Origin of the sequence: Paenibacillus alginolyticus DSM 5050 = NBRC 15375 (assembly GCF_000422905.1) — a bacterium.
GTDB classification, from domain to species: Bacteria; Bacillota; Bacilli; order Paenibacillales; family NBRC-103111; genus Paenibacillus_E; species Paenibacillus_E alginolyticus.
On sequence record NZ_AUGY01000118.1, the window covers coordinates 1 to 21,258 of the forward strand.

A 21,258-nucleotide genomic window follows, 5' to 3' on the forward strand; every position below is an offset into this window, starting at 1 on the left:
AAGGTTGCGGCCAGCATGGTACCCGGAAATGGGACGGATATTCAGCTGCAATACTGGTTAAAGAAACACGGATTAGAGCCAAATAAAGATATAAGAATCATCAATGCCGGGGATAATGCCGAGCGATTGCAGACGCTTCAGCAAGGTCAGTCTGCGGTGACCATTTTAAGCCCGCCTACTGATTTAAAGGCCGATGAATTGGGATATAAACGCTTTCTCATGCGCGATGAGTTGAAAACGTATAACCACAATATGATTGCAGCGAGCGGTGATCAGATCAAAAACAAACCTGAGGTTATCTATGCATTTATGGCCGCAGAGGCAGAAGCTGTGACGTTTATCAAAGATAAAGCCAACCGGGATGAAGTCATAAAAATTGTTATGGAACAAATGGAAATGAAGAACGCGGATGCTGAAAAGTCCTTGGACTTTGTATTACCGGCTCTGGCGGATCATGGAAAGATCAATATAGAAGGCATTAAGTGGGCAATCGATATGGTGAAGGAAGCTGGGGTTCTAAAGAAAGAAATAAATTTGGATAAATTGTTGGATGAAAGATTTTATGCCAAATAGAATATGGGGAAAGCGGTGACTTTAATGGCAATTTGGGATGATGTGCTAAATGAACAGGACAGAAAGATGTTTTCAAAAGCGAAAATGGGCGGGACACGAGGAGGACTGGGGAAAAACCCAGCCATTGTGGTTGTTGACATGACTTATGGCTTTGTGGATAGTCGATTTCGACTGGGGTGCTCTGAAAGCGGATACCCGGCGGTAAAAGCGACTGCATTGCTCTTGGAGAAAGCTAGAATTAAAAAATTGCCTATCTTTTACTCAAGAGGCATTACTGAGCTTCACAATTCCGGAAACGGTCTATGGAAAGGGGGAGAAGGTGAAGAGAAAAGTGAACTGGAAAACACGATTGTTGAGGAAATTAAGCCATTGGATCACGAAGTGGTACTGCAAAAAAGAAGACCCAGCGCTTTCTTCGGTACCAACTTAGTTGACATGCTCATCTATCATGGTGTCGACAGTTTAATTATTACTGGTATATCCACCAGCGGTTGTGTTAGGGCTAGTGTAGTTGACGCATTTTCATATAATTTCAAAATTGTGGTTCCGGAAGAATGTGTGGCAGACAGAAGTCAAATTTCCCATAAGGTCAGCTTAATGGACATTCATATGAAATATGCAGATGTTTTAAAATTAGATGAAGTGATGCAGTGGTTGGATAAGTAGTGGGGGGTTAAAGGATGGGATTTTTAAAAAGTCGTCTTTTATTGAAGGGATTTGCAGCTATTTTATCTGTTGTTCTCGTGATTAGTCTCATGGGCTGTGCCGATAAATCGGATGTGAAGACAACGCAAACAAAGGAAAGCAGTGAAAACGCCAAGAGAATGCCGGAAAGCATGACTAAAGTTAACCTAGGGTTAACTACGAGTAGGAACATTTCCTATTTGCCCTATTATGTTGCAATAAAGAAGGGTTATTTTCAAAAACATAATTTGAATGTCAATCAGAGCGTTGTCCAAGGCGGAGTTTTGGTGCTTAGGGGGTTGCAATCCGGCGACTTCCAGATCATTTCCTCTTTGCCTGAGTCTGTAATCACCGGGGCGTCTGAAGGAGCTAACGTGAAATTAATCGGAACATTGGATATCCAATCGATGTTTTCGATTTATGTCACTAAAAATATTAATGACACGAAAGATTTGAAAGGAAAGACTGCTGCCAGCATGGTACCTGGAAATGGGATGGATCTTCAACTTCAATACTGGCTAAAGAAACAGGGCTTAGAGCCAAATAAAGATATAAGAATCATTTATTCGGGGGATAACGCCGAACGATTGCAGGTGCTTCAGCAAGGCCGAGCGGAGGTAACTATTTTAAGTTCTCCCACAGATTTAAAAGCCGATGAATTGGGATTAAACCGTTTCGCACTCATGCGGGACGAGTTGAAAACGTACAACCACAATATGATTGCCGCGAGTGGTGACCTAATTAAAAACAAACCTGAGGCCATAAATGCATTTATGGCTGTACTAGCGGATGCGATGACGTTTACAAAAGATAAGGCCAACCGGGATGAAGTAATAAAAATCGCCATGGATGAATTACAAATGACGAAAGCAGATGCGGAAAAGTCTTTTGAATTTGTATTGCCGGCCTTAGCGGATAAAGGAAAGATGAATATCGAAGGCGTGAAGTGGGCGATTGATACGGTGAAAGAAACCGGGGCGCTAAAAACAGATATAAGCTTGGATAAAGTGGTGGACGAAAGATTTTATGCCAAATAGAAAACGCTTTTAATTCATACTATTTGTTCTATAACGAAAGGAGACAGTTTAATGAACAGTCCACAAAAAGTTTCAGACTCCACTGGAATCGATATACCGCATATCCCCAAAAGCCAATTGCGCAAATTTTATTATAGCAACGAACGTACCCTTTTGGGCCTGACCGGGGTCCTGCTGCTGTTAGTCTTATGGGAAATTATCGCGCGGTTTAAGCTGGTCGATCCCATGTTTACCAGTTCTCCATTAAGGATTTGGCAAGCTGGAATCCAATATGTGTCCTCGGAAACGTTTGCAAATGATTTTGTTGCCAGCGGCGTTGAACTGCTTTTGGGATTCGGGCTTGCCCTCGTCATCGGAATTCCTCTAGGGATTTTGATGGGTTGGTACCCAAAACTCAACTATTTAACGGATCCGGTCTTCAATTTCTTATACGCTTCTCCGCGTATCGCCCTAGTTCCCCTTTTCATTATTTGGTTTGGCATTGATATGGGCTCGAAGGTAGCTATCATTTTTCTCAGCTCGATATTCCCCATTGTGCTTAATACGATGATGGGTGTCAAGACCATCGACCCGATCTTGTTGAATGTACCGCGCTCCTACAATGCGAAAGACTATCAAATCTTCAAAACCGTCATTCTGCCAAGCTCGGTGCCGGCCATTATCTCAGGTATTCGTCTGGGCCTTGGGCATGCTTTGATCGGTGTCGTAGTTGGCGAAATGACTGCGGCAACGGAAGGAGTCGGCCATATGATGTTTACAGCGGGACAGACGTTCCAAACAGACTTGGTATTTGTCGGGCTCTTCATTATTGCCGGGATTGGCGTACTATTAACCGGGTTGCTTCAACGTTTGGAAAAACATTTCGATAAGTGGCGTGTGGATATCCATAAATAATTGAAGGAGTGAATGGCGATGTCAACTGATTTGTCATGCGATTTCAAACTGGTTGCCGAGCGTGTGGGTATTGAATATCGAGTGAAGCGGACAGGGGTCTATCTCCAAGCGGTTCGGGATGTTTCCCTGCAAATCAAACCTCAGGAGTTTGTCTGTATAGTCGGTCCGAGCGGATGTGGAAAATCCACCTTCTTAAATGCGGTAGCCGGTCTTCTTCCCCATAATAAAGGTCAATTGCTGCTGGACGGCACAAAAATTGCGGGACCGGGTCAGGATCGGGCCGTCGTGTTTCAGTCGCCCGCGCTACTTCCGTGGAGAACGGTTGTGGGCAATGTAAAGTACGGGCTGGAGCTGCGAGGTACGAAAGCGTCAGTCATGGAGGAAAGAGCGATGTCCATGATCAAGCTGGTCGGGCTTAGCGGACATGAGCATAAGTATCCGAATGAGCTTTCCGGAGGTATGCAGCAGCGGGTAAATTTGGCACGCGCGCTTGCTTCCGATCCAGAGCTGCTGCTTCTGGACGAACCGTTTTCCGCGCTTGACGCTCAGACGCGTGAAGTCATGCAAAAAGAGCTGCTGCGTATTTGGCAGGAGACGAAAAAAACAGCTTTATTTATCACCCACCAAATTGATGAAGCGGTGTTTCTAGCGGATCGGGTTATTGTATTATCCAAAGGACCGGGAAGCATGGTTAGCGCCGACATCGAGATCCGTCTTCCTAGACCTAGAACCGAAGCAACAAAAACCGAGTCGGAATTTTTATCAAAGGTTGCGGAAATTCGTGATATTATCCTGGGCTAAAAAAATAACGGAAGGGCTGGAGGGTCAGTGAATATAAGAATAAAAGGTACTTTTCTATTCTTGTTTATTACAGCTATCGCTTTAACCGGTTGCGGTCTTAACAATAAGAGCGTCGATTCCGGTGCCGGCACCAATACATCAGGCACGCAGCCTAAGGATCAGCCGCTTAAAGAAGTGACGGTTGGCATCACCGCCTCTGGAATCGTGTACGGTCCGATGTATGTAGCCATGGAAAAAAATATTTTTAAAAAATATGGCCTGAAGGTAAATCTTGTTTCCCTCGATTCTGCGGCTACTACGGCTGGTGTCATATCAGGTGATGTTCCAATTGCTTTTTCCGGAGGGAATATCGTCGATGCGGCGCTGAAGTCGGATAAGGTTAAAGTAATCGGCACGATCGGGACTATCCCGTATACGTTATATACCAAAAACATCACTAAAGTGGAAGAATTAAAAGGTAAAGTAATTGGCGTTTCATCCGCAGGCGGAAATAACGAAAATGCAGCTCTGTCCTTGATTCGAGCGATCGGGTTGCAGCCGGGTAAAGACGTGAAAATTTTATACGTCGGTACCAACATATTGCCAACCATCAGCGAAGGAAAAGTTGAAGCCGGTATTCTCGTGCCGCCAATGACGGTTCAGGCCGATCAAATGGGATTTAAAAAAGTTGCTACTTTGACGGATATTAAAGGAATTCAAGGAACTTATATGGTTGGGGGTGTCAATCAGCCTTTTGCGGAGAAAAATCCACAAGTGGTTGAAAGCTTTTTCAAGGCATATGCTGAGGCCAGCAAGCTCACTCAAACGGAGAAGGAAGCTACAAAAGCTGCCTTAGGGAAATATACAAAGGTGACAGACGACAGCGCGCTGGATGCCTCATACGAGTATTTTAAATCTTTCTGGCCGACGGATTTCCATATTCCCGAAAACGAAATTAAATTCCTTTTGGAGCAGTTGGCGGCAACGACGAATCCTGCAGCAAAGACAAAAAAACCTGCTGACATCATGGATCAGCATTATGTGGATGCCATTAAGTAACTTGAGTTACGATTGCAGGTTGAGCGAAAAAAATGATGAATCGAAGGTTTGGTGATGTCCTGTGAAGAAAAGCTTTGGAAAAGCTGCGTTTGTGTTTTTGTTTGTTATGCTTATCGCTTTAACCGGCTGTGGGAAAGACAATAATAGTTCAGCTTCAGGTGCTGGCGTTAATACGTCCAAACCAACGGGCGCACAGCAGGCCGATGCGAAGCCTAAGGATCAACCGCTGCAGGAGTTGACAGTTGCTACTGTCGGTGACACGGCGGTATTCGGCCCGATTTATTATGCGCTGGAAAAAGATATTTGGGCCAAATATGGTCTGAAGGTAAAACGGGTTTCCCTCGATGCCGGCGCTTCTGTGGCCGCTCTCATATCAGGAGATGCGCATATTGTATTGGCCGGACCGAATATCGTTGATTCGGCGCTTAAAACGGATAAAGTCAGAGTAATTGGCACCTATGGGCAAATCGCGCTTTCGTTGTACGCCAAGAACATCAATAAATTGGAAGAAGTAAAAGGTAAAACGATCGGCGCTACATCCCCAGGGGGAGCTATTGATTATGTGGCCCGCACCATGATTCGTGCAATTGGCATGCAGCAAGGAAAAGACGTGAAGGTTTTATATACCGGCAGCAACCAGGCCAATTTAGCAGCCATTAGTGAAGGGAAGATTGAAGCCGGTGTTATCTCTCCGCCGACTACGATTCAAGCTGAACAAATGGGATTGAAAAATGTCGCCAATCTGAACGAAGTCAAAGGTGTTCTAGGACTGTATGGGGTAATGGGAGTCAATCAACCGTATGCGGAGAAAAATCCGCAAGCGATTGAAAATTTTATGAAGGCGTATGCAGAGGCCAGTAAGCTAATGAGAACGGACAAGGAAGCGTCAAAAGCTGCCATTGAAAAGTACACGAAATCGACAGACGAAAAGACACTTGATGTTTCTTACGAGGCTTACAAAAATTTATGGCCAACCGACCTTCACATTCCAGATAATGAGGTTCAATTCATATTGGATGAATTGAGTGAGAAGAATCCGGCAGCAAAAACGAAAAAACCTGCGGACGTTGTGAATAAGCGTTTCGCCGATGCTGTCAAGTGACAATGCTCGGAGGATAATTTATTGAATAATTAATGAGGAGCTGAGTAGATGAACGGAATCCATGATGTTGGCGGTATGGACGGTTTTGGTCCAATACAAAGGGAAGAGAATGAACCCGTCTTCCATGAACCGTGGGAAGGGCGGTTGAGAGCGATCCACACGCTTGCCAGCAAAAAACACAAATTCTATCATATTGATGAATCCAGGCATGGCGTTGAACGAATTAATCCTGTCTATTATTTGGGATCCAGCTATTATCAATTGTGGTTATTAAGAACGGAATCGTTGTTGATGGACAGAGGGGTATTTACCGAGGTGGACATACAGCAAAAAATGGCCGAACTCTCGCCCGGCTCCTCCCCTCAATCTCATTTGCAGCCCTTTCGTAAAGTTAGACCTCTTATGCCATCAACCGAACGAGAGGTCGTCATTCAAACCACAACGGGTGCAGAGCAGCCAAATGAGCCGATTCAACCTAAGTTTACACCGGGTACCGTTGTGAGAGCGAAGATGATTTCTCCATTGGGGCATACGCGTATTCCCCGGTACGTCCGAGGGAAGCAGGGAGTCATCGAAAGCATACACGGCAACTTTATTTTGCCCGATACCAGAGTTCATAAAGGAATCGATCTTTATCAGCCAGTCTATCGGGTTTGTTTTAAAGCCCAAGATTTATGGGGGGAGCATGCCTCTCCCAAAGACAAATTGTTTATCGAGCTATGGGAAGACTATTTGGAACTAGGAGGCGTACAAGATGAAAAACATTGAAGAACATCACCATCACACTCACGATCACGATCATCATGATCACCACCATGCACATAAGCTGTCTGAGTCATTTGAAGAGCTGCGGACGATGGCCATAGAGTCCCTCCTCATCGAAAAAGGGCTGATTTCAGTAGAGGAAGTTGACGAGTTAATTCATCATTATGTTTCCGATATCGGTCCAATGAACGGGGCAAAGGTTGTCGCAAGAGCTTGGGTGGATTCCGAGTTCAAACAAAGACTCTTGCAAAACGGGAAGAAAGCGATTTCTGAGCTGGGACTCGAGAATATGCATAACGAATTGATCGTACTGGAAAACACACCTGAGATTCATAATGTGGTCGTTTGTACGCTTTGTTCCTGTTATCCATGGGCACTTTTAGGCCTGCCTCCTGCCTGGTATAAAAGCACCGCTTATCGTTCAAGAGTCGTCATTGATCCTAGAAGCGTAATTCGGGAATTCGGGCTGGAATTGGATGAATCTGTGGAAATCCGGGTCTGGGACAGCAATGCGGAAATCCGGTATCTGATTTTACCTGAGCGTCCTGAAGGTACTGACCACATGAATGAGGAAGAGCTCGCAGGTATTGTTTCCCGGGATGCGATGATCGGAGTATCAAAGGTAAAAATTGCTAATTAATGAAAGGAGTGAGTCTGCGAATGAGCCAAGATTCCCAAGCTTTAATTAACCATATTGAAGACTCCATGAAATTGCCTCGTGAAAATGGAGAGATCGTATTCCACACCCCTTGGGAAGGGAGAATTTTTGCCATGGCGGTGCTTTTGTTAGAAAAGGGAATGTATCCGTGGACAGCCTTTAACGGTAAATTTGTCCAAGAGATCGGGGAAGCCGAGCGTCTACATCCCGAGAAGGATGTGGTCTCCACTTACTATCAACATTGGGTGCAGGCTTTTGAAAAGGTATTGCTTGAGAAAAATGTGTTGACACTGGAGCAGTTAAAGACAAGGACTCACGAATTCTCGTCCGGTCAAAGACATCACGTCTGCTGATCTATTAAAGGTGCATCAGAATGTGGAGAAGTTCCATCTACGGACCTTCTCTATTTTTTTGAAAAAAGCTAAAAAAGGGCGGTGTCATATGAATTTACTCGAGCGAATTCAACCGGATCGCTGCGCATTACTGGTTATTGATGTTCAGAATGATTATTGTCATCAAGAAGGCTCTTGCAGTAAAAGGGGGAACGATGTCCAAGGTATCACGGCTATGATGCCAAGATTGAGATTGCTGCTTGATCAGGCAAGAAATAAAGGGATCACGGTAATTTTTATTCGAACGGAGCACGATGAATTAACAGACTCTTTAGCTTGGAATTCCAGATATGGAATGATGAGAAGAAGACCAGCTTCAGAATTAAGCTGTCGTACCAGGAGCTGGGGGGCGGAGTTTTATGAGGTTGAACCCCAAAACGGTGAGATCATCCTTACAAAACATCGGTACAGCGGATTTGTGGGAACGAATTTAGATTTATTATTAAAATCATTGAATAAAAATTCTCTGCTTTTTACCGGTGTTGCGACCAACATTTGTGTAGAAAGTACCTTGAGAGATGGTCTCTCTCATGATTATTACGTTACCCTAGTGGAGGACTGCAGTGCAACATATGATCCTCAAGACCATAACTCATCGGTGCGTAATGTCCAAAAGCAATTTGGAATCGTAACTGACAGCAATGAACTGATAGGATCATGGAATTCATAAGTTTCAATTCGCATACGTTCTGCATAAAGGAACAACTGGTTTCTTCGTCGACTTCGATGTATTACTGTTAAAGAAGAAGTTATCTTAGCATTCACAAAGGAAAGGAGAGATTCAGCATGACGAAACATGCGTACTCTATCGGAAAAACAGTGGCCATATTGGGATACAACGATGATGGAGTCATTTACGCTAAAGAACTCCATTCGGAAGGAATCGACGTTGTCATCGGCTTGCGGTTAATCGATCCGCATTGGGCTCAAGCCGAAAGAGACGGGTTCCGGGTTATGAACCTGTGGGATGCTGTTTCGGTTTCAGATATCATCCAGGTTTGGTGAAACTTGCAGCTCGGGTGGGGTCATTGAATCCGTAGGGGGTTGGTAGATGGATGCAGCTGAAACAAAACGATCCCGTTCGTTAAAGGAAATGTGGTTGATTACGATCGGACATGGCTTGACGCACTGGTACCCGGCAACATTTTATTTACTGCTTCCGATTATCGGCCGAGAGCTGGGATTAAGCTACACAGAAACGGGATTCATCATAACGTTCCAATATATAGCCAGTACAATTTCAAACGTGCCGGGTGGGATGCTGGTCGATATGGTTGGAAAAAAAGGATTATTAATGGCTTTGTCCTTGTTCTGGGTGGGAATTCCGTACATGTTCATGAATTTCACAACGACCTACTGGATGCTATTGCTTTGCGTCAGCTTGGTCGGGATTGGCAACAACCTGTGGCACCCGACTGCAATCCCTACGCTGGCACAACGGTTTCCCGAAAGAAAAGGGTTTGTGCTTTCTGTTCACGGTATGGGTGCTAACGTAGGGGATGCCTTGGCGCCGCTCGTCATTGGTGCGCTATTGGTAACATTCAGCTGGCGTGAAGTGGTTATCATTAATATTATCCCAGGCTTGACCATGGCGCTGTTGATTTCTATCTTTCTTAGGAACTTGCACATGTCTACCGGGAAAAAGACTTCAGAGGAAGGGGCTAAGAAGGAGGGGCAGGGCATTCGAGAATATATGAACGGACTGAAAACGCTGTTCAGCAATCGAAGCCTGGTTCTAATTTCAATTAGCTCTGGCTTTCGTGCCATGACGCAAAATGCGCTGCTGATGTTTTTACCGCTTTATTTGGCGAATGAGATGGGCTTCTCTCCGCTATGGGTTGGTATCGGCATGTTTTTATTGCAGGCAGGGGGATTTATTGCCGCTCCGATTTCCGGCCATTTGTCCGACAAGATGGGCCGCAAAAAAATATTAATTACTACGATGGCTATGACTGCTGTGATTTTGGTGCTTATGGCCACAGCCGGCAAATCGATGACCTTCATTTATTTTATAGCCGTTCTTGGATTTTTCCTATTCGCCGTTAGACCGGTCATGCAGGCTTGGTTGCTCGAGACAACTCCGAAAAAAATGGCGGGAACCAGCATTGGCGTCCTGTTCGGTGTACAATCCCTCGGCTCTTCGTTTGCCCCGTTGATCGGAGGGATGATAGCCGACAAGTTCGGGTTATTCTCGGCGTTTTATTTTGTAGCGTTCACGATCATTATCGCGAACCTCCTCATCTTCTTGATGCCGAATGATACGAATCATTCGCAGGATAACTCGGTTACTGCTTCCTAGTGAAAACAATATAATGGAGGGACTAAAAATGAATAAACTTTCGTTAAGCTTTGCATGTTGGGATTATGACAGGGTACAGGCCCTCATTGACGGTTCTGTTCGGCCGAACGGGATCGATCTTACCTTTTTGAAAATGCCTGTCGAAGAGACATTTTTCCGGATGATGCGGCATCAGGAATTCGACGTTTCAGAGCTTTCTGCTTCTTCCTATTTGCTCGCCAAAGACCGCGGATATCCCAATTTTACGGCGATCCCGGTTTTTCCCTCCCGGTTTTTCCGGCATTCCGGAATTTACGTGAATGCGCATTCCGGGATTCAAAAACCAGCAGACCTGAGAGGCAAGCGTGTGGGGGTTCCCGAATATCAATTAACCGCTTGTGTGTGGATCCGCGGATTTTTGCAGAACGAATATGGCGTTCCCGCCTCAGACATCCACTGGTTCAGCGGAGGTCAGGAAACCCCGGGCCGGATCGAGAAGGTTAAGCTGGATCTGCCTCCGGACATTCGGATTACGCCAATTGCGCCTCACCAAACGTTAAACCAGATGCTGGAGGAAGGCGAGCTGGATGCTTTCATCGCTCCGCGCGCGCCGTCCTGTTTCTTAAACGGTTCGCCTAATGTTAAGCGTCTGTTCGAGGACTACGCGTCGGTTGAAAAAGACTACTTCCGGAAAACAGGTATTTTCCCTATCATGCATGTAGTCGCCATTCGTGACGAGGTTTTGGAGAAGCACCCATGGATAGCTGCCAACCTTTATCAGGCGTTCGTGGAAGCGAAAAACAAAGTATATGAAGGATTCAACCAAACTGCAGCGTTGAAAGCAACCCTTCCTTGGCTCGTTCCGGAGATCGAGAACACGAAAAAGCTGATGGGCGACGATTTCTGGCCATACGGTCTGGAGAAAAACCGCACAACACTGGAAGCGCTTGTCCAATATTCTTACGAGCAAGGGTTAATTAAAAATAAGCTCAACGTGGAAGATTTATTCGTCAAGTCGTCGCTGGAGCAATATACGATTTAATCATAAGAAAGGCGGGATTAAGATGTCCGTAGAACTAAGTATGCTGGTGGCCCATGTGCCGCGAATCTGCCATGAAGATCAGGTAGCTGATTTCCAGAAACCGATGGTCAGCGCTATGCATAAGGTGTCCGAAGAATTATTCGAAACCAAACCTGACGTAGTCATTATGATTTCCTGCCATTTTACCGCAACTTTCCATCATTACGTGAACTGTTCATCTGTACATAAAGGTGAATTAACGGCGGTCGAGTGCCCCGACTTAATAGCTGATGTGCCATACAACTTTCAAGGAGACCCTTCACTTGCAGAGCAGCTGGTGCAAGCAGGAAAAGGAGCCGGACTGCCGATTCTTGCGTTTAACGATACTTCCTACGTTTGGGATTACGGTACGCTGGTACCCATGCGGTATCTTGTACCTAAGGAAAATGTACCGGTGATCGACCTGTCTGTTTGTTGGGCGGCGAGCTTGGATGAAACGTTCGAGTGGGGACGTAACGTTGGGAAGACGCTGAAAGAGAGCTCGAAGCGTGCCGTGTTTGTCAGCAGCGGAGCCTTATCGCACAATTTGGTCAGGGGACCGGAGAAAATGCCAACCAGCTCGGAACAAGCCCTGGACAAACAATTCACGGACTATTTGCTTTCGGGGAGGCTGGATGCGGCTCGTGAGATGCTTCCTCAGTATGCCAAAATAGCCGGGGTTGAGTCGGGGGGGCGTCACCTCGCCATGCTTCTAGGTGTCATGGAGGGCAGCGGAAATTATAAAGCTAAATTCCACGGGTACGTTCAATCGTCGGGCAGCGGAAATGCGATTATCACGTTCGAGCCATTGGCCGGATAACAGGAGGGAGATGGTAGAATGAGCGGAAAAGCGCTAGCCGCTGTGGCCGTGGACGTTAAGAAAACGGAAATCCGAGAGTTTGATCTCCCTGTGATTCCGGCTGATGCCGGAATCCTTAAAGTGGAAATTGTCGGCGTATGCGGAACGGATGTTTCCTATTATCAAAAACTGCAGGACCCACGTATTCTTGGTCACCATGTGGTAGGTTATATCGAACAGATCGGCGAAGCCGCATCTGAGCGTTGGGGGCTGAAGGCAGGGGATCGAGTGGCCATGGAGGAGTACATTCCGTGCGGACAATGTTCATTCTGTCGGACGGGGATGTACCGTTCATGTAAAACTACCGATCCGCGATCAGAGGGCATTCGTTACGGTGCGACTCCGATTAGCTTGTCTCCTTCACTCTGGGGTGGATTCTCTCAATATTTATACCTCCATCCAAATGCGGTCCTGCATAAGATGCCCCGCCACGTCAAAGACGTCGAGGCGGCATTAACACTGCCTCTCGCGAACGGATTTGAATGGATGTGTATGCAAGGGAATGTAGGACCGGGTAAAACGGTCGTTATTCAAGGTCCTGGTCAGCAGGGGTTAGCCTGTGCTTTGGCAGCCAAGGCGGCGGGGGCGGAATGTGTGATCGTTACCGGTCGCACGACGAGTGAGCGGCGTCTGGAACTGGCGAGGAAGCTGGGGGCTGACCATACCATAAACATTCAGGCTGAGGACTTAGTGGCCAGAGTCCGGGAATTGACCGCAGGAAAGATGGCCGATGTCGTCATTGACTTGACCTCCGGGGGAAGCGAACCGATCCTTTCCTCGATGGCCGTTGCCGGACGTGGGGCGATCGTCATGTTTGGCGCTTATAAATATATGAAAATTCCCGATTTTGACATTGACATGGTTGTTACCAAAACGCTTAATTTGAGAGGCGTTCGAGGCCACAGCTTCGAGTCGGTCAAAATGGCGGTTGATTTTATCTCTTCCGGCAGGTTTCCGCTGGAGATGATGAACTCCCACAATTATAGCCTGAAGGATACGGACTTGGCACTGCGAACGGCAGGAGGGGAAGGCGAGCCTTCTCCGCTTTTAGTCACTGTTTCCCCTTGGAAATAATTTCCAGAAAAAGAAAAGAGTGCCCGATGGGGCACTCTTTTGCGCTTAGGAGGTAATTCATCAGTATCATCTTTTCGCATAAAATCTTTCATCGATCACCTTTTCTAGTTGTAAATCATTTTTAATCGATCCGGATTCCTTTACAGCATTGATCGCCCATTTGATTCCTTCAACATTGATCTTGGCATCAACGGGAAACGATTTTATAATGAAATCCAACGATTTTGTTGTAATTTCTTCATCATTTCCTAAATCATCGATACCGATTTGTATGGCTTCTTTACGATTGGCCGGATCTTTGATAAAGGCGATAGCTTCAGCTGTAGCTGCCATAAAAGCACGGGCGACTTCAGGCTGGTTCTGGATCACGGGTCCACTGGTGGTAATCACAGTGTGATTATAGCTGTTCAGTTCATCACTTAAATTGACCAATCGTTTCATTCCGGCTTGTTCACCGTTGATATCATTGGGAGGCTGCAGAATAGTCACTTGGACCTGCCCGTTTCGCAGTGCGGCAAGACGGGCCGGCGTTGCTCCTGCTGAGATCATTCGGATATCCTTATCCGGTTCAAGTCCATGTTTCTTTAACCACCAACGCATAACAATATCCACACCGTTACCCGGTTGTAAGACGGCTGCAGCTTTTCCCTTAAGGTCTTCTATTGATTTAATTTCGGGTGATACAAAAACCGAATATAAGGTTTGATTGCTGAGGGAACCGATAATTTTCATATTCGCGCCTTCAGCTACAGATGTCATGGTAGACTCAGCTAAACTGGCGATAAATTGAAAATCGCCTGCTTGCAGGCCGCGTAGAGCAAGAACGCCTCCTTCAATCTTACTTAAGTTAACTTTGAGGTTATACTTTTCAAATATTCCTTTCTTATCTGCCACATACAAAGGTAAGAAGCTTGTCGTATTCGAAACAATAGCAACCTTTATCGGAGTAAGCTTGTCGGGTTTAGATTTTTGCTCTTGCCCGCTGGCGGTCGGCTGGCTATTTAAATTTGCGGCTTTCGTACTACAACCAGATAAAATTGGTACCAATACCATGAGGATGAATAAAAAAATGGTTACAACCTTTTTCTTTGTCACGATCAACCACTCTCCTTTTCAATCGAATTAGAAAACGCTTTCAGTATAAACTAAAAACTTTTATCCTGTAAAATCGATTCCTTCTATTCAAATGAAATAGCGCATTAGATAAAAACTATCCCGGATAATCTTTATGTATATTAGGATAGAAAATTCAAATACAAAGGATTGATAAAATATTAGTTGGTCCAACTAAGCATTAGAAATAATCTATTTCACAATTCGTTTTTACTAAATTAGAATGAGGTTGTAAGCGCTTATATGATTATAAAGGGGATGGACGATCATTTGGATTTAAAAAATGTTCAAACTTTTGTCCTTATCGCTAGGGAATTAAGCTTTGCTAAGGCTGCCCAAATCCTTCATCTAAGCCAACCTTCCGTGACAGCAAGAATGCAGGCGCTGGAAACCGAGTTAGGCAAGTCTTTGTTTATCAGACAGCACCGAGGAATCCAACTGAGTAAAGAAGGCGAAGCTTTTATGCCTTTCGCATTACAGATGTTGGAGGTAGAAAAAGCGGCGGAAGAGAGGCTGAAAAGTCTCAACGATGAATTGCAAGGAAAAATCGTCATAGGCGCGACGGCTTCCTGTTCGGTATACATCCTTCCGGAAATTCTTAGTAAGCTGTTGCAATATCCTAAAGTCGAATTTCAAGTCGTCACCGGAAACACTTTATACATTACGGAAATGCTTCTGCAAAATCAGGTCGATTTTGGCATGGTTTCATCTGAAGTGAAAAAGAAACAAATTAAACAGGTTAACTTATGCGTTCACGATTTCGATTTAGTGTGCAGTCCTTTGAATCCTCTTGCTGCAAAAGGAATCGTATCCATGGAAGATCTAATTCATTTGCCTCTAATCACATATGAACAAAATTCGGATGCATGGAAGAAAATAAAGAAACTGTACGCTGAGCACGACTCTGCCCCCAAAGTAGTTATGGAGTTAAATCAGATTGAAGCAGCCAAAGAGATGGTCAATATCTCCTCATGCGTTTGTATTTTTCCGAACATCAGTGTCAGGCGTGAATTATCCGAAGGCCGGCTAGTTAAACTCAAGGTGAACGAGCTCGAAGTCATCAAACAATATTCGTCCATGATCTACATGGAGAAGAAAGAATATTATCCTCTAATGGAACTGATGATTAACACTTTTTTAGACTATTTCATTAGTGAACCATTAGAATTTGTGACTACAGGATAATGAATAAAAATAACTCTAAATAGGAGGAATGCTAACATGTTATCACGTGAAGACAACGAATTATTAACCAGAACCGGTCCGGATGCTCCGATGGGACAATTATTGAGACGCTATTGGATCCCTGCCCTTATTTCTGATGAGCTCCCTCGCCCCGATTGTACACCTGTTAAGGTTAAGCTGTTGGGGGAGGAATTGTTAGCTTTCAGGAATACTAACGGAGATGTCGGTCTTGTGGATGAATTTTGCCCGCATCGTAAAGTATCTTTATACTTTGGAAGAAATGAAGAGTGCGGAATACGCTGCGTCTACCATGGTTGGAAATTTGATGTCAGCGGACAGTGTGTAGATATGCCTTCGGAGCCACCGGAAAGCAGTTTTAAGGAGAAAGTAAAAATCAAATCATACCCCTGCCGAGAACGAGGCGGAGTCGTTTGGACCTATATGGGACCTCCGGAACTAATGCCGGAACTGCCGGAGCTGGAATGGGCTTTGGTGCCAGACAGCCACCGCTATACGTCCAGAAGGATTCAGGAGTGCAATTACTTCCAAGCCATTGAAGGCGGGCTGGATTCAAGTCATATTTCTTTTCTTCACAGAAACGCTGGCGGACAAGGATTCATGGGAACCAAAGCATTTGATAAAAGCCAAGCTCCATCCTATTTGACGCAAGATACCGCACCGAAATTTGAAATCGAAAAGGTAGACTACGGGATGATGGTCGGTGCCAAACGTAATGCCGACCCGGGTAACCTTTATTGGAGAATCACTCAATTTGTGATGCCGTTCTATACGATGATTCCGCCTTTTGAGCATTCTCCTAGAGGTGCACATGCATGGGTACCGATGGATGATGAGCATGTTTATACCTGGAATATAAACTGGAACCCACTTCGTGCACTTACGGACGAAGAACGAGATATTTTAAAGCAGGGTCGGGGAATTCATATGGAGCTAATACCTGGCACTCTAAGGACGGTACAGAATAAGGATAACGATTATTTAATTGATCGCGAGGCACAGGCTTCTGGAAAATCTTTTACGGGAATAAAAGGAATCGGCGCACAAGACAGCGCAGTCCAGGAAACGCAAGGAGCAATTGCCGACCGCAGCGTTGAAAGATTGGGCACCAGCGATGCAGCCATTATTGCGGCACGAAGAATTATGTTGAATGCGGTGAAAAATCTACAGCAGGGCATTGCGCCACCCGCTATTGACGCTAAATCCCATAATGTCCGATCCGCATCGCTCATACTACCAGAGGGAGTAGCTTTCCAAATCGGTGCAAAAGAAAAACTTGTTACTCAACCAGGGGATTTCATTGATGTAGAATCAACAGAACAATCAGACGTTGTCTAATAAGTATCCAATAGGAGGATGAAAATGTTGAATACAGTGGCTGCAGCTGTTCAAGTCGGTGCGTTAACAACGGAAATACGTGAATTTAAGCTGCCGGAAATACCAGCTGATGCCGGACTGCTTAAAGTGGAATTATCCGGGATATGCGGAAGCGATTGGCCTGATTATAAAAAGGATGGGGGTCCCCGGATCCTTGGGCATGAGGTGGTAGGACGTATTGCGAAAATCGGCAAAATTGCAGAGAAGCGGTGGGGGTTAAAGGAAGGCGATCGAGTCGCCCTCGAGGAATACTTACCCTGCGGTTATTGCGATCGATGCCGGACAGGGGAATTCCGCTTGTGTGATTTTACGGATAAATGGATGGGCGGTATACGGTACGGCGCTACCAATACAATCGTTGAGCCGTCTTTATGGGGAGGGTACAGCCAGTACCTTTATCTCCATCCTAATTCCGTTTTCCATCGGATCCCTGATCATGTCTCCTCAGAAGAGGCTGCACTAGCTCTCCCGTTAGGCAACGGAATTGAATGGGCGGTTCATGAAGGCGGCGTTGGCATCGGCAAAACCGTGTTAATTCAGGGGCCCGGCCAACAAGGTTTAGCTTGTGTTTTGGCTGCAAAGCAAGCCGGTGCAGATTTGATCATCCTAAGTGGACTCACAGCGGACATGGAACGTTTTAAAATTGCCAAGAGTCTCGGTGCCCATTATACGATTGATGTCTCTAGCGAAGATTTAAAGGAAAAAATTAAAGAGGTAACCGCAGGGAAGATGGTTGATGTCGTGATTGATGTTGCCTCCGGAGGGCCTTCAACCATTACAACAGGAATCGATGTTGTGAAGAAACGGGGTACTGTTATCGTAGCAGGCAAGAAAAATAGAGACATTCCTAATTTCTACAGTGATGTCTTGGTTTCTAAATATGTGGCATTAAAAGGAGTTCGAGGACACAGTTACGGTGCTGTTGAACAGGCGGTACAATTTATTTCCTCCGGCAAATTTCCCCTTAAAGAAATTTGCACGCATAAATTTGGTTTAAACCAGGTTGATTTAGCGCTCAAAACGGTTGGGGGCGAAGGATTGCCGGGAGCGATCCATTGCTCTGTCGATCCGTGGAACTAGAGGGGGGAGACTCCATTGGGAGATAAACGCGAACAACAAATTGATCTTTCATATTTCAAAGGAAAAACCATAGCCATACTGGGGTATGCCAATCATGGTAGGGATCATGCTCTTAAGCTAAGAAACAGCGGAATCAACGTTGTAGTTGCATTAAGGCATGATGTCCCCTCGACGGGTTGGGTAGAAGATGGCTTTAGGATCGTATCTGTTTATGAGGCTGTTGATGAGGCAGATGTCATACAGGTTTGGTAACGCACATTCTACGGGGCAGCGGAATTAGTAACATTCGTTTGCCCCTTTTTCATTATTAACTTGAAGGGAGATCCATTATGAAACAAAACGGATTTAAAGTACTGTTGATTGGTATCTTTTTTGGTGTTTTGCTTTTTTTAGGCGGCTGCGCAGGAGGACATCCTGCCGCCAAAGCCGGCTCTGGCAGTGCGGCATCTAATGGGTCCAATGCTGCCGCATCTCCAATCAATCCAGGATCACAAGCCGCTTCGGTTGAATCGATCAATTTGAGTATTTTCAGCGTATCTGTGAGCGGATTAGAAATTCCAACGTGGGTTGCGTTAGATAATAATCTTTTTCAGCAATATGGAATTAAACCTAAATGGAATACCCTTCCTCCTCCTACCGGAGTTCAAGCACTTTTATCGAAGGACGCACAGATCGGAGCGGTACCGGGAAGCGCGATTAGCGCATATGCTTCAGGAAGCAAGGATCTGATCTTCGTTGCCGGAAATAATGACAAACCGGTATACAAAATCATGACCAACAAACTCACTAAACCTGAAGATTTACGGGGGAAAAAAATAGGAGTTTCCGGCAAATTTGCGCCGCCCGCAGTTGCGTTGATGAACTACTTGGAAAAACAGTATATGATGAAACCCGACGTCGACTATAAACTTGTGCCATTCCAAACGATTAGTGATGTTCTGCCTGCTCTTGACAAGGGTCTGATTGATGCTGGCGTCCTCTCCTCCCCCCTTGACCTGAAAGCGGAGAAACAAGGTGCCAAAGTATTAGTTGACCTCGCCAAAACCTTTGACGAGGCACACGCTTATATGATGACTACACGGACGTTTGCGAAAGAAAATCCCGAGGCCGTGTTACGCTTTTTGAAAGCTTATGCAGCAGGCTTGGAGATGGCAAAGAAGAATCCGGACATTGCTGTTGCCAGCATTCTTAAACATCAAACGGGAATTACCGCTGAAGAGGCAAAGATCACGTATGAAGATTACATCCATCTCCAAGACATTAACATGACCCCGGAAGCACTTAAGCCCTACCAAATCTATACCGATAATCCGAAGACGAACAGTGCAAATATTGAAGATATGTTCGATTACAGTTACCTTCAACAACTGGATAAATCAGGTTTCTTGAAAGAACACGGCTTTACATTAAAAATTCCGAATGCAAAATGAACCGGTAGGAGGAATTCCGCATGAGTTCAACTAAAAAGATGACGTTAACCATCGATGAACCCTTGAAAATTACCTCATGGAAACAGGGATATTACAAGAATGAACGGGGGATATTGGGGGCACTTGGCATTTTGATCGTCTTGGCTGCATGGGAGATTATAGGCAGAAGCGGGGTCGTAGATCCGATATTCACTAGTTCGCCTTTACAAATTTGGTATGCAGGGATTGATTACTTTAGTTCGGGAAGCGGTTGGATAGATTTGAAAGTCAGCGGTTTGGAATTCCTTTCGGGTTTTATTCTCGCCATCCTAGTCGGCATTCCTGTGGGGATTGTCATGGGGTGGTATCGTAAAATTGAAGCCTTATTCGATCCGATCGTTAATTTTCTTTACTCTGCACCAAGAATCGCACTAATGCCGCTTTTTATCATCTGGTTTGGTATCGACATGAGCTCTAAAGTCGCCATCATATTTCTTGGTGCTGTTTTCCCTATTATTATTAATATGATCGTTGGAATCAGGACGATTGATCCGATTTTATTGAATGTAGCCCGTTCTTACAAGGCTAAAGACTATCAAATCTTCCGTACGATTGTACTCCCTAGTGCCTTGCCTGCCGTAATTTCCGGAATACGCCTTGGACTTGGACACGCGCTTATCGGGATTGTAGTAGGGGAAATGGTTGCATCGACCAGCGGTATCGGTTATATGATGAATCAGGCTGGAGCGAGTTATCAAACGGACCTTGTGTTTTTAGGATTGATCCTGATCGCAGGGTGCGGTGTTGTTTTTACTGAGCTCATCCGGCGGTTAGAACGCAGATTTGATAATTGGCGCCCTGATGTTCATAAGTAGTAAAAGATAGGCGGTGGAGGCTGAGAGATGAATCATGTATTTTTAGATCCGCAGCATACGGCATTTATGATCATTGATGTCCAGAATGATTTTTGTCATGAGAACGGGGTCAAAGCAGTAAAGGGTACGGATGTAACCAAGGCTCAGACCGTTGTTCCCGTCATTGAAGGTTTAATTGTTGAGGCAAGATCCCGTAACATTCCTATCATTTTTGTCCGTACTACGCATAGTGCCTCCTCCTCTTCAAAAGCATGGTTAAGCAGACCTAATGCTTCTTCAAAGGTTAATCTCGTTAGGGAAGGGACTTGGGGAGCGGAGTTTTACCTCCTTTCCCCACAGGCAGGAGATCTCGTTATAGAAAAACATCGTTACTGCGCCTTTACGAAAACCAATTTGGAAGAAATTTTAAATCGTTTGGAGATTAAATCGCTGATTCTCACCGGGGTGGCCACAAACGTATGTGTGGAATCGACTGCCCGTAATGGGTTCATGCTGGATTATAATATTACTCTCGTTCGCGATGGATGTGCTGGATATAATCGTGATTTGGAGGAAGCTGCTTTTATAAATATTCAAACCAATTTTGGAATGGTGTTGGATGCTAAAGAGATTATGGATTATTGGACTGGGCTCCATTCATCATTGCAGGCTTAAAAGTATCGAACGCTGAACAGATGCATATCTTTTTATCATAGCAAGCCTACACAGAGAAATGGTGTAGGCTTTTAATTGTATAGACTCTCGGAATTCAGAGGGGGGAATGGGCGGAATTACGGTAAAATAACTGGAAATTTGGATTGGAAAATAACCAGGAGGGTATTTTCATCCTGTTTCCAAAAATGTGAATGACAAAGAGACCTTTTAAGAGGTCGTCAAAAAAACTAAGCGTTTTGAGGCAAAATATCATCCCTCATGGCTTCGAGGGTTTGGCGATTCTCCGAGTACCAAGCATCAATGTGCTGGCACATCGTAATGCCGTAAATGCG

The 21,258-nt window shown here is 45.2% G+C and carries 24 protein-coding genes; 23 read left to right on the plus strand and 1 reads right to left on the minus strand.

What is annotated here, in order from left to right; all coding sequences use genetic code 11:
- The 16 genes from G519_RS0133355 to G519_RS0133430 form a co-directional block, all read left to right on the plus strand.
- A partial coding sequence (locus tag G519_RS0133355) for an ABC transporter substrate-binding protein (RefSeq protein WP_029198319.1) occupies nucleotides 1-573 on the plus strand: 573 nt, incomplete at its 5' end.
- Nucleotides 574-597: 24 nt separating this feature from the next.
- A complete protein-coding gene (locus tag G519_RS0133360; RefSeq protein WP_029198320.1) occupies nucleotides 598-1,239 on the plus strand; it encodes an isochorismatase family protein in 642 nt (213 codons plus the stop codon).
- 14 nt (nucleotides 1,240-1,253) lie between these two features.
- A complete protein-coding gene (locus tag G519_RS0133365; protein ID WP_029198321.1) occupies nucleotides 1,254-2,294 on the plus strand; it encodes an ABC transporter substrate-binding protein in 1,041 nt (346 codons plus the stop codon).
- A gap of 51 nt (nucleotides 2,295-2,345) precedes the next feature.
- Nucleotides 2,346-3,188: an ABC transporter permease gene (locus tag G519_RS45800; RefSeq protein ID WP_051253918.1), complete on the plus strand. Its 843-nt coding sequence runs from the start codon at nucleotides 2,346-2,348 to the stop codon at nucleotides 3,186-3,188.
- Between the two features lie 18 nt (nucleotides 3,189-3,206).
- Nucleotides 3,207-3,989 carry an ABC transporter ATP-binding protein gene (locus G519_RS0133375; RefSeq protein WP_127528263.1) on the plus strand — a complete coding sequence of 261 codons (783 nt, stop codon included), beginning with the start codon at nucleotides 3,207-3,209 and terminating at the stop codon, nucleotides 3,987-3,989.
- 27 nt (nucleotides 3,990-4,016) lie between these two features.
- Nucleotides 4,017-5,027 carry an ABC transporter substrate-binding protein gene (locus G519_RS0133380; protein ID WP_029198323.1) on the plus strand — a complete coding sequence of 337 codons (1,011 nt, stop codon included), beginning with the start codon at nucleotides 4,017-4,019 and terminating at the stop codon, nucleotides 5,025-5,027.
- A 61-nt stretch (nucleotides 5,028-5,088) separates the two neighbouring features.
- Entirely contained in the window at nucleotides 5,089-6,129 is a 1,041-nt protein-coding gene (locus tag G519_RS0133385; protein ID WP_029198324.1) for an ABC transporter substrate-binding protein, read from the plus strand.
- Nucleotides 6,130-6,177: 48 nt separating this feature from the next.
- Nucleotides 6,178-6,897, plus strand: coding sequence for a nitrile hydratase subunit beta (gene nthB / locus G519_RS0133390; RefSeq protein ID WP_029198325.1), 720 nt, complete (start codon nucleotides 6,178-6,180; stop codon nucleotides 6,895-6,897).
- Complete coding sequence (gene nthA / locus G519_RS0133395) at nucleotides 6,884-7,534, plus strand: nitrile hydratase subunit alpha (protein ID WP_036634778.1); 651 nt, start codon at nucleotides 6,884-6,886, stop codon at nucleotides 7,532-7,534. The genes nthB and nthA overlap by 14 nt, the downstream gene beginning before the upstream one ends.
- A gap of 20 nt (nucleotides 7,535-7,554) precedes the next feature.
- On the plus strand, nucleotides 7,555-7,905 hold the full coding sequence (locus G519_RS45805; protein ID WP_036634780.1) for a nitrile hydratase accessory protein: 351 nt from the start codon (nucleotides 7,555-7,557) through the stop codon (nucleotides 7,903-7,905).
- 22 nt (nucleotides 7,906-7,927) lie between these two features.
- Nucleotides 7,928-8,614, plus strand: coding sequence for a cysteine hydrolase family protein (locus G519_RS0133405; protein WP_208860925.1), 687 nt, complete (start codon nucleotides 7,928-7,930; stop codon nucleotides 8,612-8,614).
- 116 nt (nucleotides 8,615-8,730) lie between these two features.
- The gene (locus G519_RS0133410; RefSeq protein WP_029198328.1) at nucleotides 8,731-8,949 is read left to right on the plus strand and encodes a hypothetical protein; all 219 of its coding nucleotides are present in this window, start codon (nucleotides 8,731-8,733) and stop codon (nucleotides 8,947-8,949) included.
- A gap of 46 nt (nucleotides 8,950-8,995) precedes the next feature.
- Nucleotides 8,996-10,243 (plus strand): MFS transporter, encoded by a 1,248-nt coding sequence (locus G519_RS45810; RefSeq protein WP_051253919.1) that lies wholly within the window; start codon nucleotides 8,996-8,998, stop codon nucleotides 10,241-10,243.
- Nucleotides 10,244-10,271: 28 nt separating this feature from the next.
- Entirely contained in the window at nucleotides 10,272-11,264 is a 993-nt protein-coding gene (locus G519_RS0133420) for an ABC transporter substrate-binding protein (protein ID WP_029198329.1), read from the plus strand.
- 22 nt (nucleotides 11,265-11,286) lie between these two features.
- The gene (locus G519_RS45815) at nucleotides 11,287-12,102 is read left to right on the plus strand and encodes a DODA-type extradiol aromatic ring-opening family dioxygenase (protein ID WP_036634783.1); all 816 of its coding nucleotides are present in this window, start codon (nucleotides 11,287-11,289) and stop codon (nucleotides 12,100-12,102) included.
- Between the two features lie 18 nt (nucleotides 12,103-12,120).
- On the plus strand, nucleotides 12,121-13,215 hold the full coding sequence (locus G519_RS0133430) for a zinc-dependent alcohol dehydrogenase (RefSeq protein WP_029198330.1): 1,095 nt from the start codon (nucleotides 12,121-12,123) through the stop codon (nucleotides 13,213-13,215).
- A gap of 66 nt (nucleotides 13,216-13,281) precedes the next feature.
- On the opposite strand, the gene G519_RS0133435 is transcribed toward G519_RS0133430, so the two are convergent.
- Nucleotides 13,282-14,310, minus strand: a complete 1,029-nt coding sequence (locus G519_RS0133435; protein WP_029198331.1) for an ABC transporter substrate-binding protein — start codon at nucleotides 14,308-14,310, stop codon at nucleotides 13,282-13,284.
- Between the two features lie 261 nt (nucleotides 14,311-14,571).
- Between G519_RS0133435 and G519_RS0133440 the strand changes: the two genes are divergently transcribed.
- From G519_RS0133440 to G519_RS0133470, 7 genes are all read left to right on the plus strand, one after another.
- Nucleotides 14,572-15,513 (plus strand): LysR family transcriptional regulator, encoded by a 942-nt coding sequence (locus G519_RS0133440; protein ID WP_029198332.1) that lies wholly within the window; start codon nucleotides 14,572-14,574, stop codon nucleotides 15,511-15,513.
- Between the two features lie 36 nt (nucleotides 15,514-15,549).
- Nucleotides 15,550-16,869, plus strand: coding sequence for a Rieske 2Fe-2S domain-containing protein (locus G519_RS0133445; RefSeq protein WP_029198333.1), 1,320 nt, complete (start codon nucleotides 15,550-15,552; stop codon nucleotides 16,867-16,869).
- Between the two features lie 24 nt (nucleotides 16,870-16,893).
- The gene (locus G519_RS0133450) at nucleotides 16,894-17,988 is read left to right on the plus strand and encodes a zinc-dependent alcohol dehydrogenase (RefSeq protein WP_029198334.1); all 1,095 of its coding nucleotides are present in this window, start codon (nucleotides 16,894-16,896) and stop codon (nucleotides 17,986-17,988) included.
- Nucleotides 17,989-18,003: 15 nt separating this feature from the next.
- Complete coding sequence (locus G519_RS0133455) at nucleotides 18,004-18,240, plus strand: NAD(P)-dependent oxidoreductase (protein ID WP_029198335.1); 237 nt, start codon at nucleotides 18,004-18,006, stop codon at nucleotides 18,238-18,240.
- Nucleotides 18,241-18,317: 77 nt separating this feature from the next.
- Nucleotides 18,318-19,418: an ABC transporter substrate-binding protein gene (locus G519_RS0133460; protein WP_029198336.1), complete on the plus strand. Its 1,101-nt coding sequence runs from the start codon at nucleotides 18,318-18,320 to the stop codon at nucleotides 19,416-19,418.
- A 20-nt stretch (nucleotides 19,419-19,438) separates the two neighbouring features.
- Nucleotides 19,439-20,272, plus strand: coding sequence for an ABC transporter permease (locus tag G519_RS45820; RefSeq protein ID WP_051253920.1), 834 nt, complete (start codon nucleotides 19,439-19,441; stop codon nucleotides 20,270-20,272).
- Nucleotides 20,273-20,299: 27 nt separating this feature from the next.
- A complete protein-coding gene (locus tag G519_RS0133470) occupies nucleotides 20,300-20,926 on the plus strand; it encodes a cysteine hydrolase family protein (protein ID WP_029198337.1) in 627 nt (208 codons plus the stop codon).
- Nucleotides 20,927-21,258 lie beyond the last annotated feature (332 nt).

What these genes read in the sequence shown, in the direction of transcription:
- G519_RS0133430 (WP_029198330.1), top strand. Translation starts at nt 12,121, where the DNA reads ATGAGCGGAAAAGCGCTAGCCGCTGTGGCCGTGGACGTTAAGAAAACG.
- G519_RS45815 (WP_036634783.1), top strand. Translation starts at nt 11,287, where the DNA reads ATGTCCGTAGAACTAAGTATGCTGGTGGCCCATGTGCCGCGAATCTGC.
- nthA (WP_036634778.1), top strand. Translation starts at nt 6,884, where the DNA reads ATGAAAAACATTGAAGAACATCACCATCACACTCACGATCACGATCAT.
- G519_RS45805 (WP_036634780.1), top strand. Translation starts at nt 7,555, where the DNA reads ATGAGCCAAGATTCCCAAGCTTTAATTAACCATATTGAAGACTCCATG.
- G519_RS0133450 (WP_029198334.1), top strand. Translation starts at nt 16,894, where the DNA reads ATGTTGAATACAGTGGCTGCAGCTGTTCAAGTCGGTGCGTTAACAACG.
- nthB (WP_029198325.1), top strand. Translation starts at nt 6,178, where the DNA reads ATGAACGGAATCCATGATGTTGGCGGTATGGACGGTTTTGGTCCAATA.
- G519_RS45820 (WP_051253920.1), top strand. Translation starts at nt 19,439, where the DNA reads ATGAGTTCAACTAAAAAGATGACGTTAACCATCGATGAACCCTTGAAA.
- G519_RS0133375 (WP_127528263.1), top strand. Translation starts at nt 3,207, where the DNA reads ATGTCAACTGATTTGTCATGCGATTTCAAACTGGTTGCCGAGCGTGTG.
- G519_RS0133460 (WP_029198336.1), top strand. Translation starts at nt 18,318, where the DNA reads ATGAAACAAAACGGATTTAAAGTACTGTTGATTGGTATCTTTTTTGGT.
- G519_RS45810 (WP_051253919.1), top strand. Translation starts at nt 8,996, where the DNA reads ATGGATGCAGCTGAAACAAAACGATCCCGTTCGTTAAAGGAAATGTGG.
- G519_RS0133420 (WP_029198329.1), top strand. Translation starts at nt 10,272, where the DNA reads ATGAATAAACTTTCGTTAAGCTTTGCATGTTGGGATTATGACAGGGTA.
- G519_RS45800 (WP_051253918.1), top strand. Translation starts at nt 2,346, where the DNA reads ATGAACAGTCCACAAAAAGTTTCAGACTCCACTGGAATCGATATACCG.
- G519_RS0133445 (WP_029198333.1), top strand. Translation starts at nt 15,550, where the DNA reads ATGTTATCACGTGAAGACAACGAATTATTAACCAGAACCGGTCCGGAT.
- G519_RS0133410 (WP_029198328.1), top strand. Translation starts at nt 8,731, where the DNA reads ATGACGAAACATGCGTACTCTATCGGAAAAACAGTGGCCATATTGGGA.
- G519_RS0133360 (WP_029198320.1), top strand. Translation starts at nt 598, where the DNA reads ATGGCAATTTGGGATGATGTGCTAAATGAACAGGACAGAAAGATGTTT.
- G519_RS0133470 (WP_029198337.1), top strand. Translation starts at nt 20,300, where the DNA reads ATGAATCATGTATTTTTAGATCCGCAGCATACGGCATTTATGATCATT.
- G519_RS0133440 (WP_029198332.1), top strand. Translation starts at nt 14,572, where the DNA reads ATGATTATAAAGGGGATGGACGATCATTTGGATTTAAAAAATGTTCAA.
- G519_RS0133365 (WP_029198321.1), top strand. Translation starts at nt 1,254, where the DNA reads ATGGGATTTTTAAAAAGTCGTCTTTTATTGAAGGGATTTGCAGCTATT.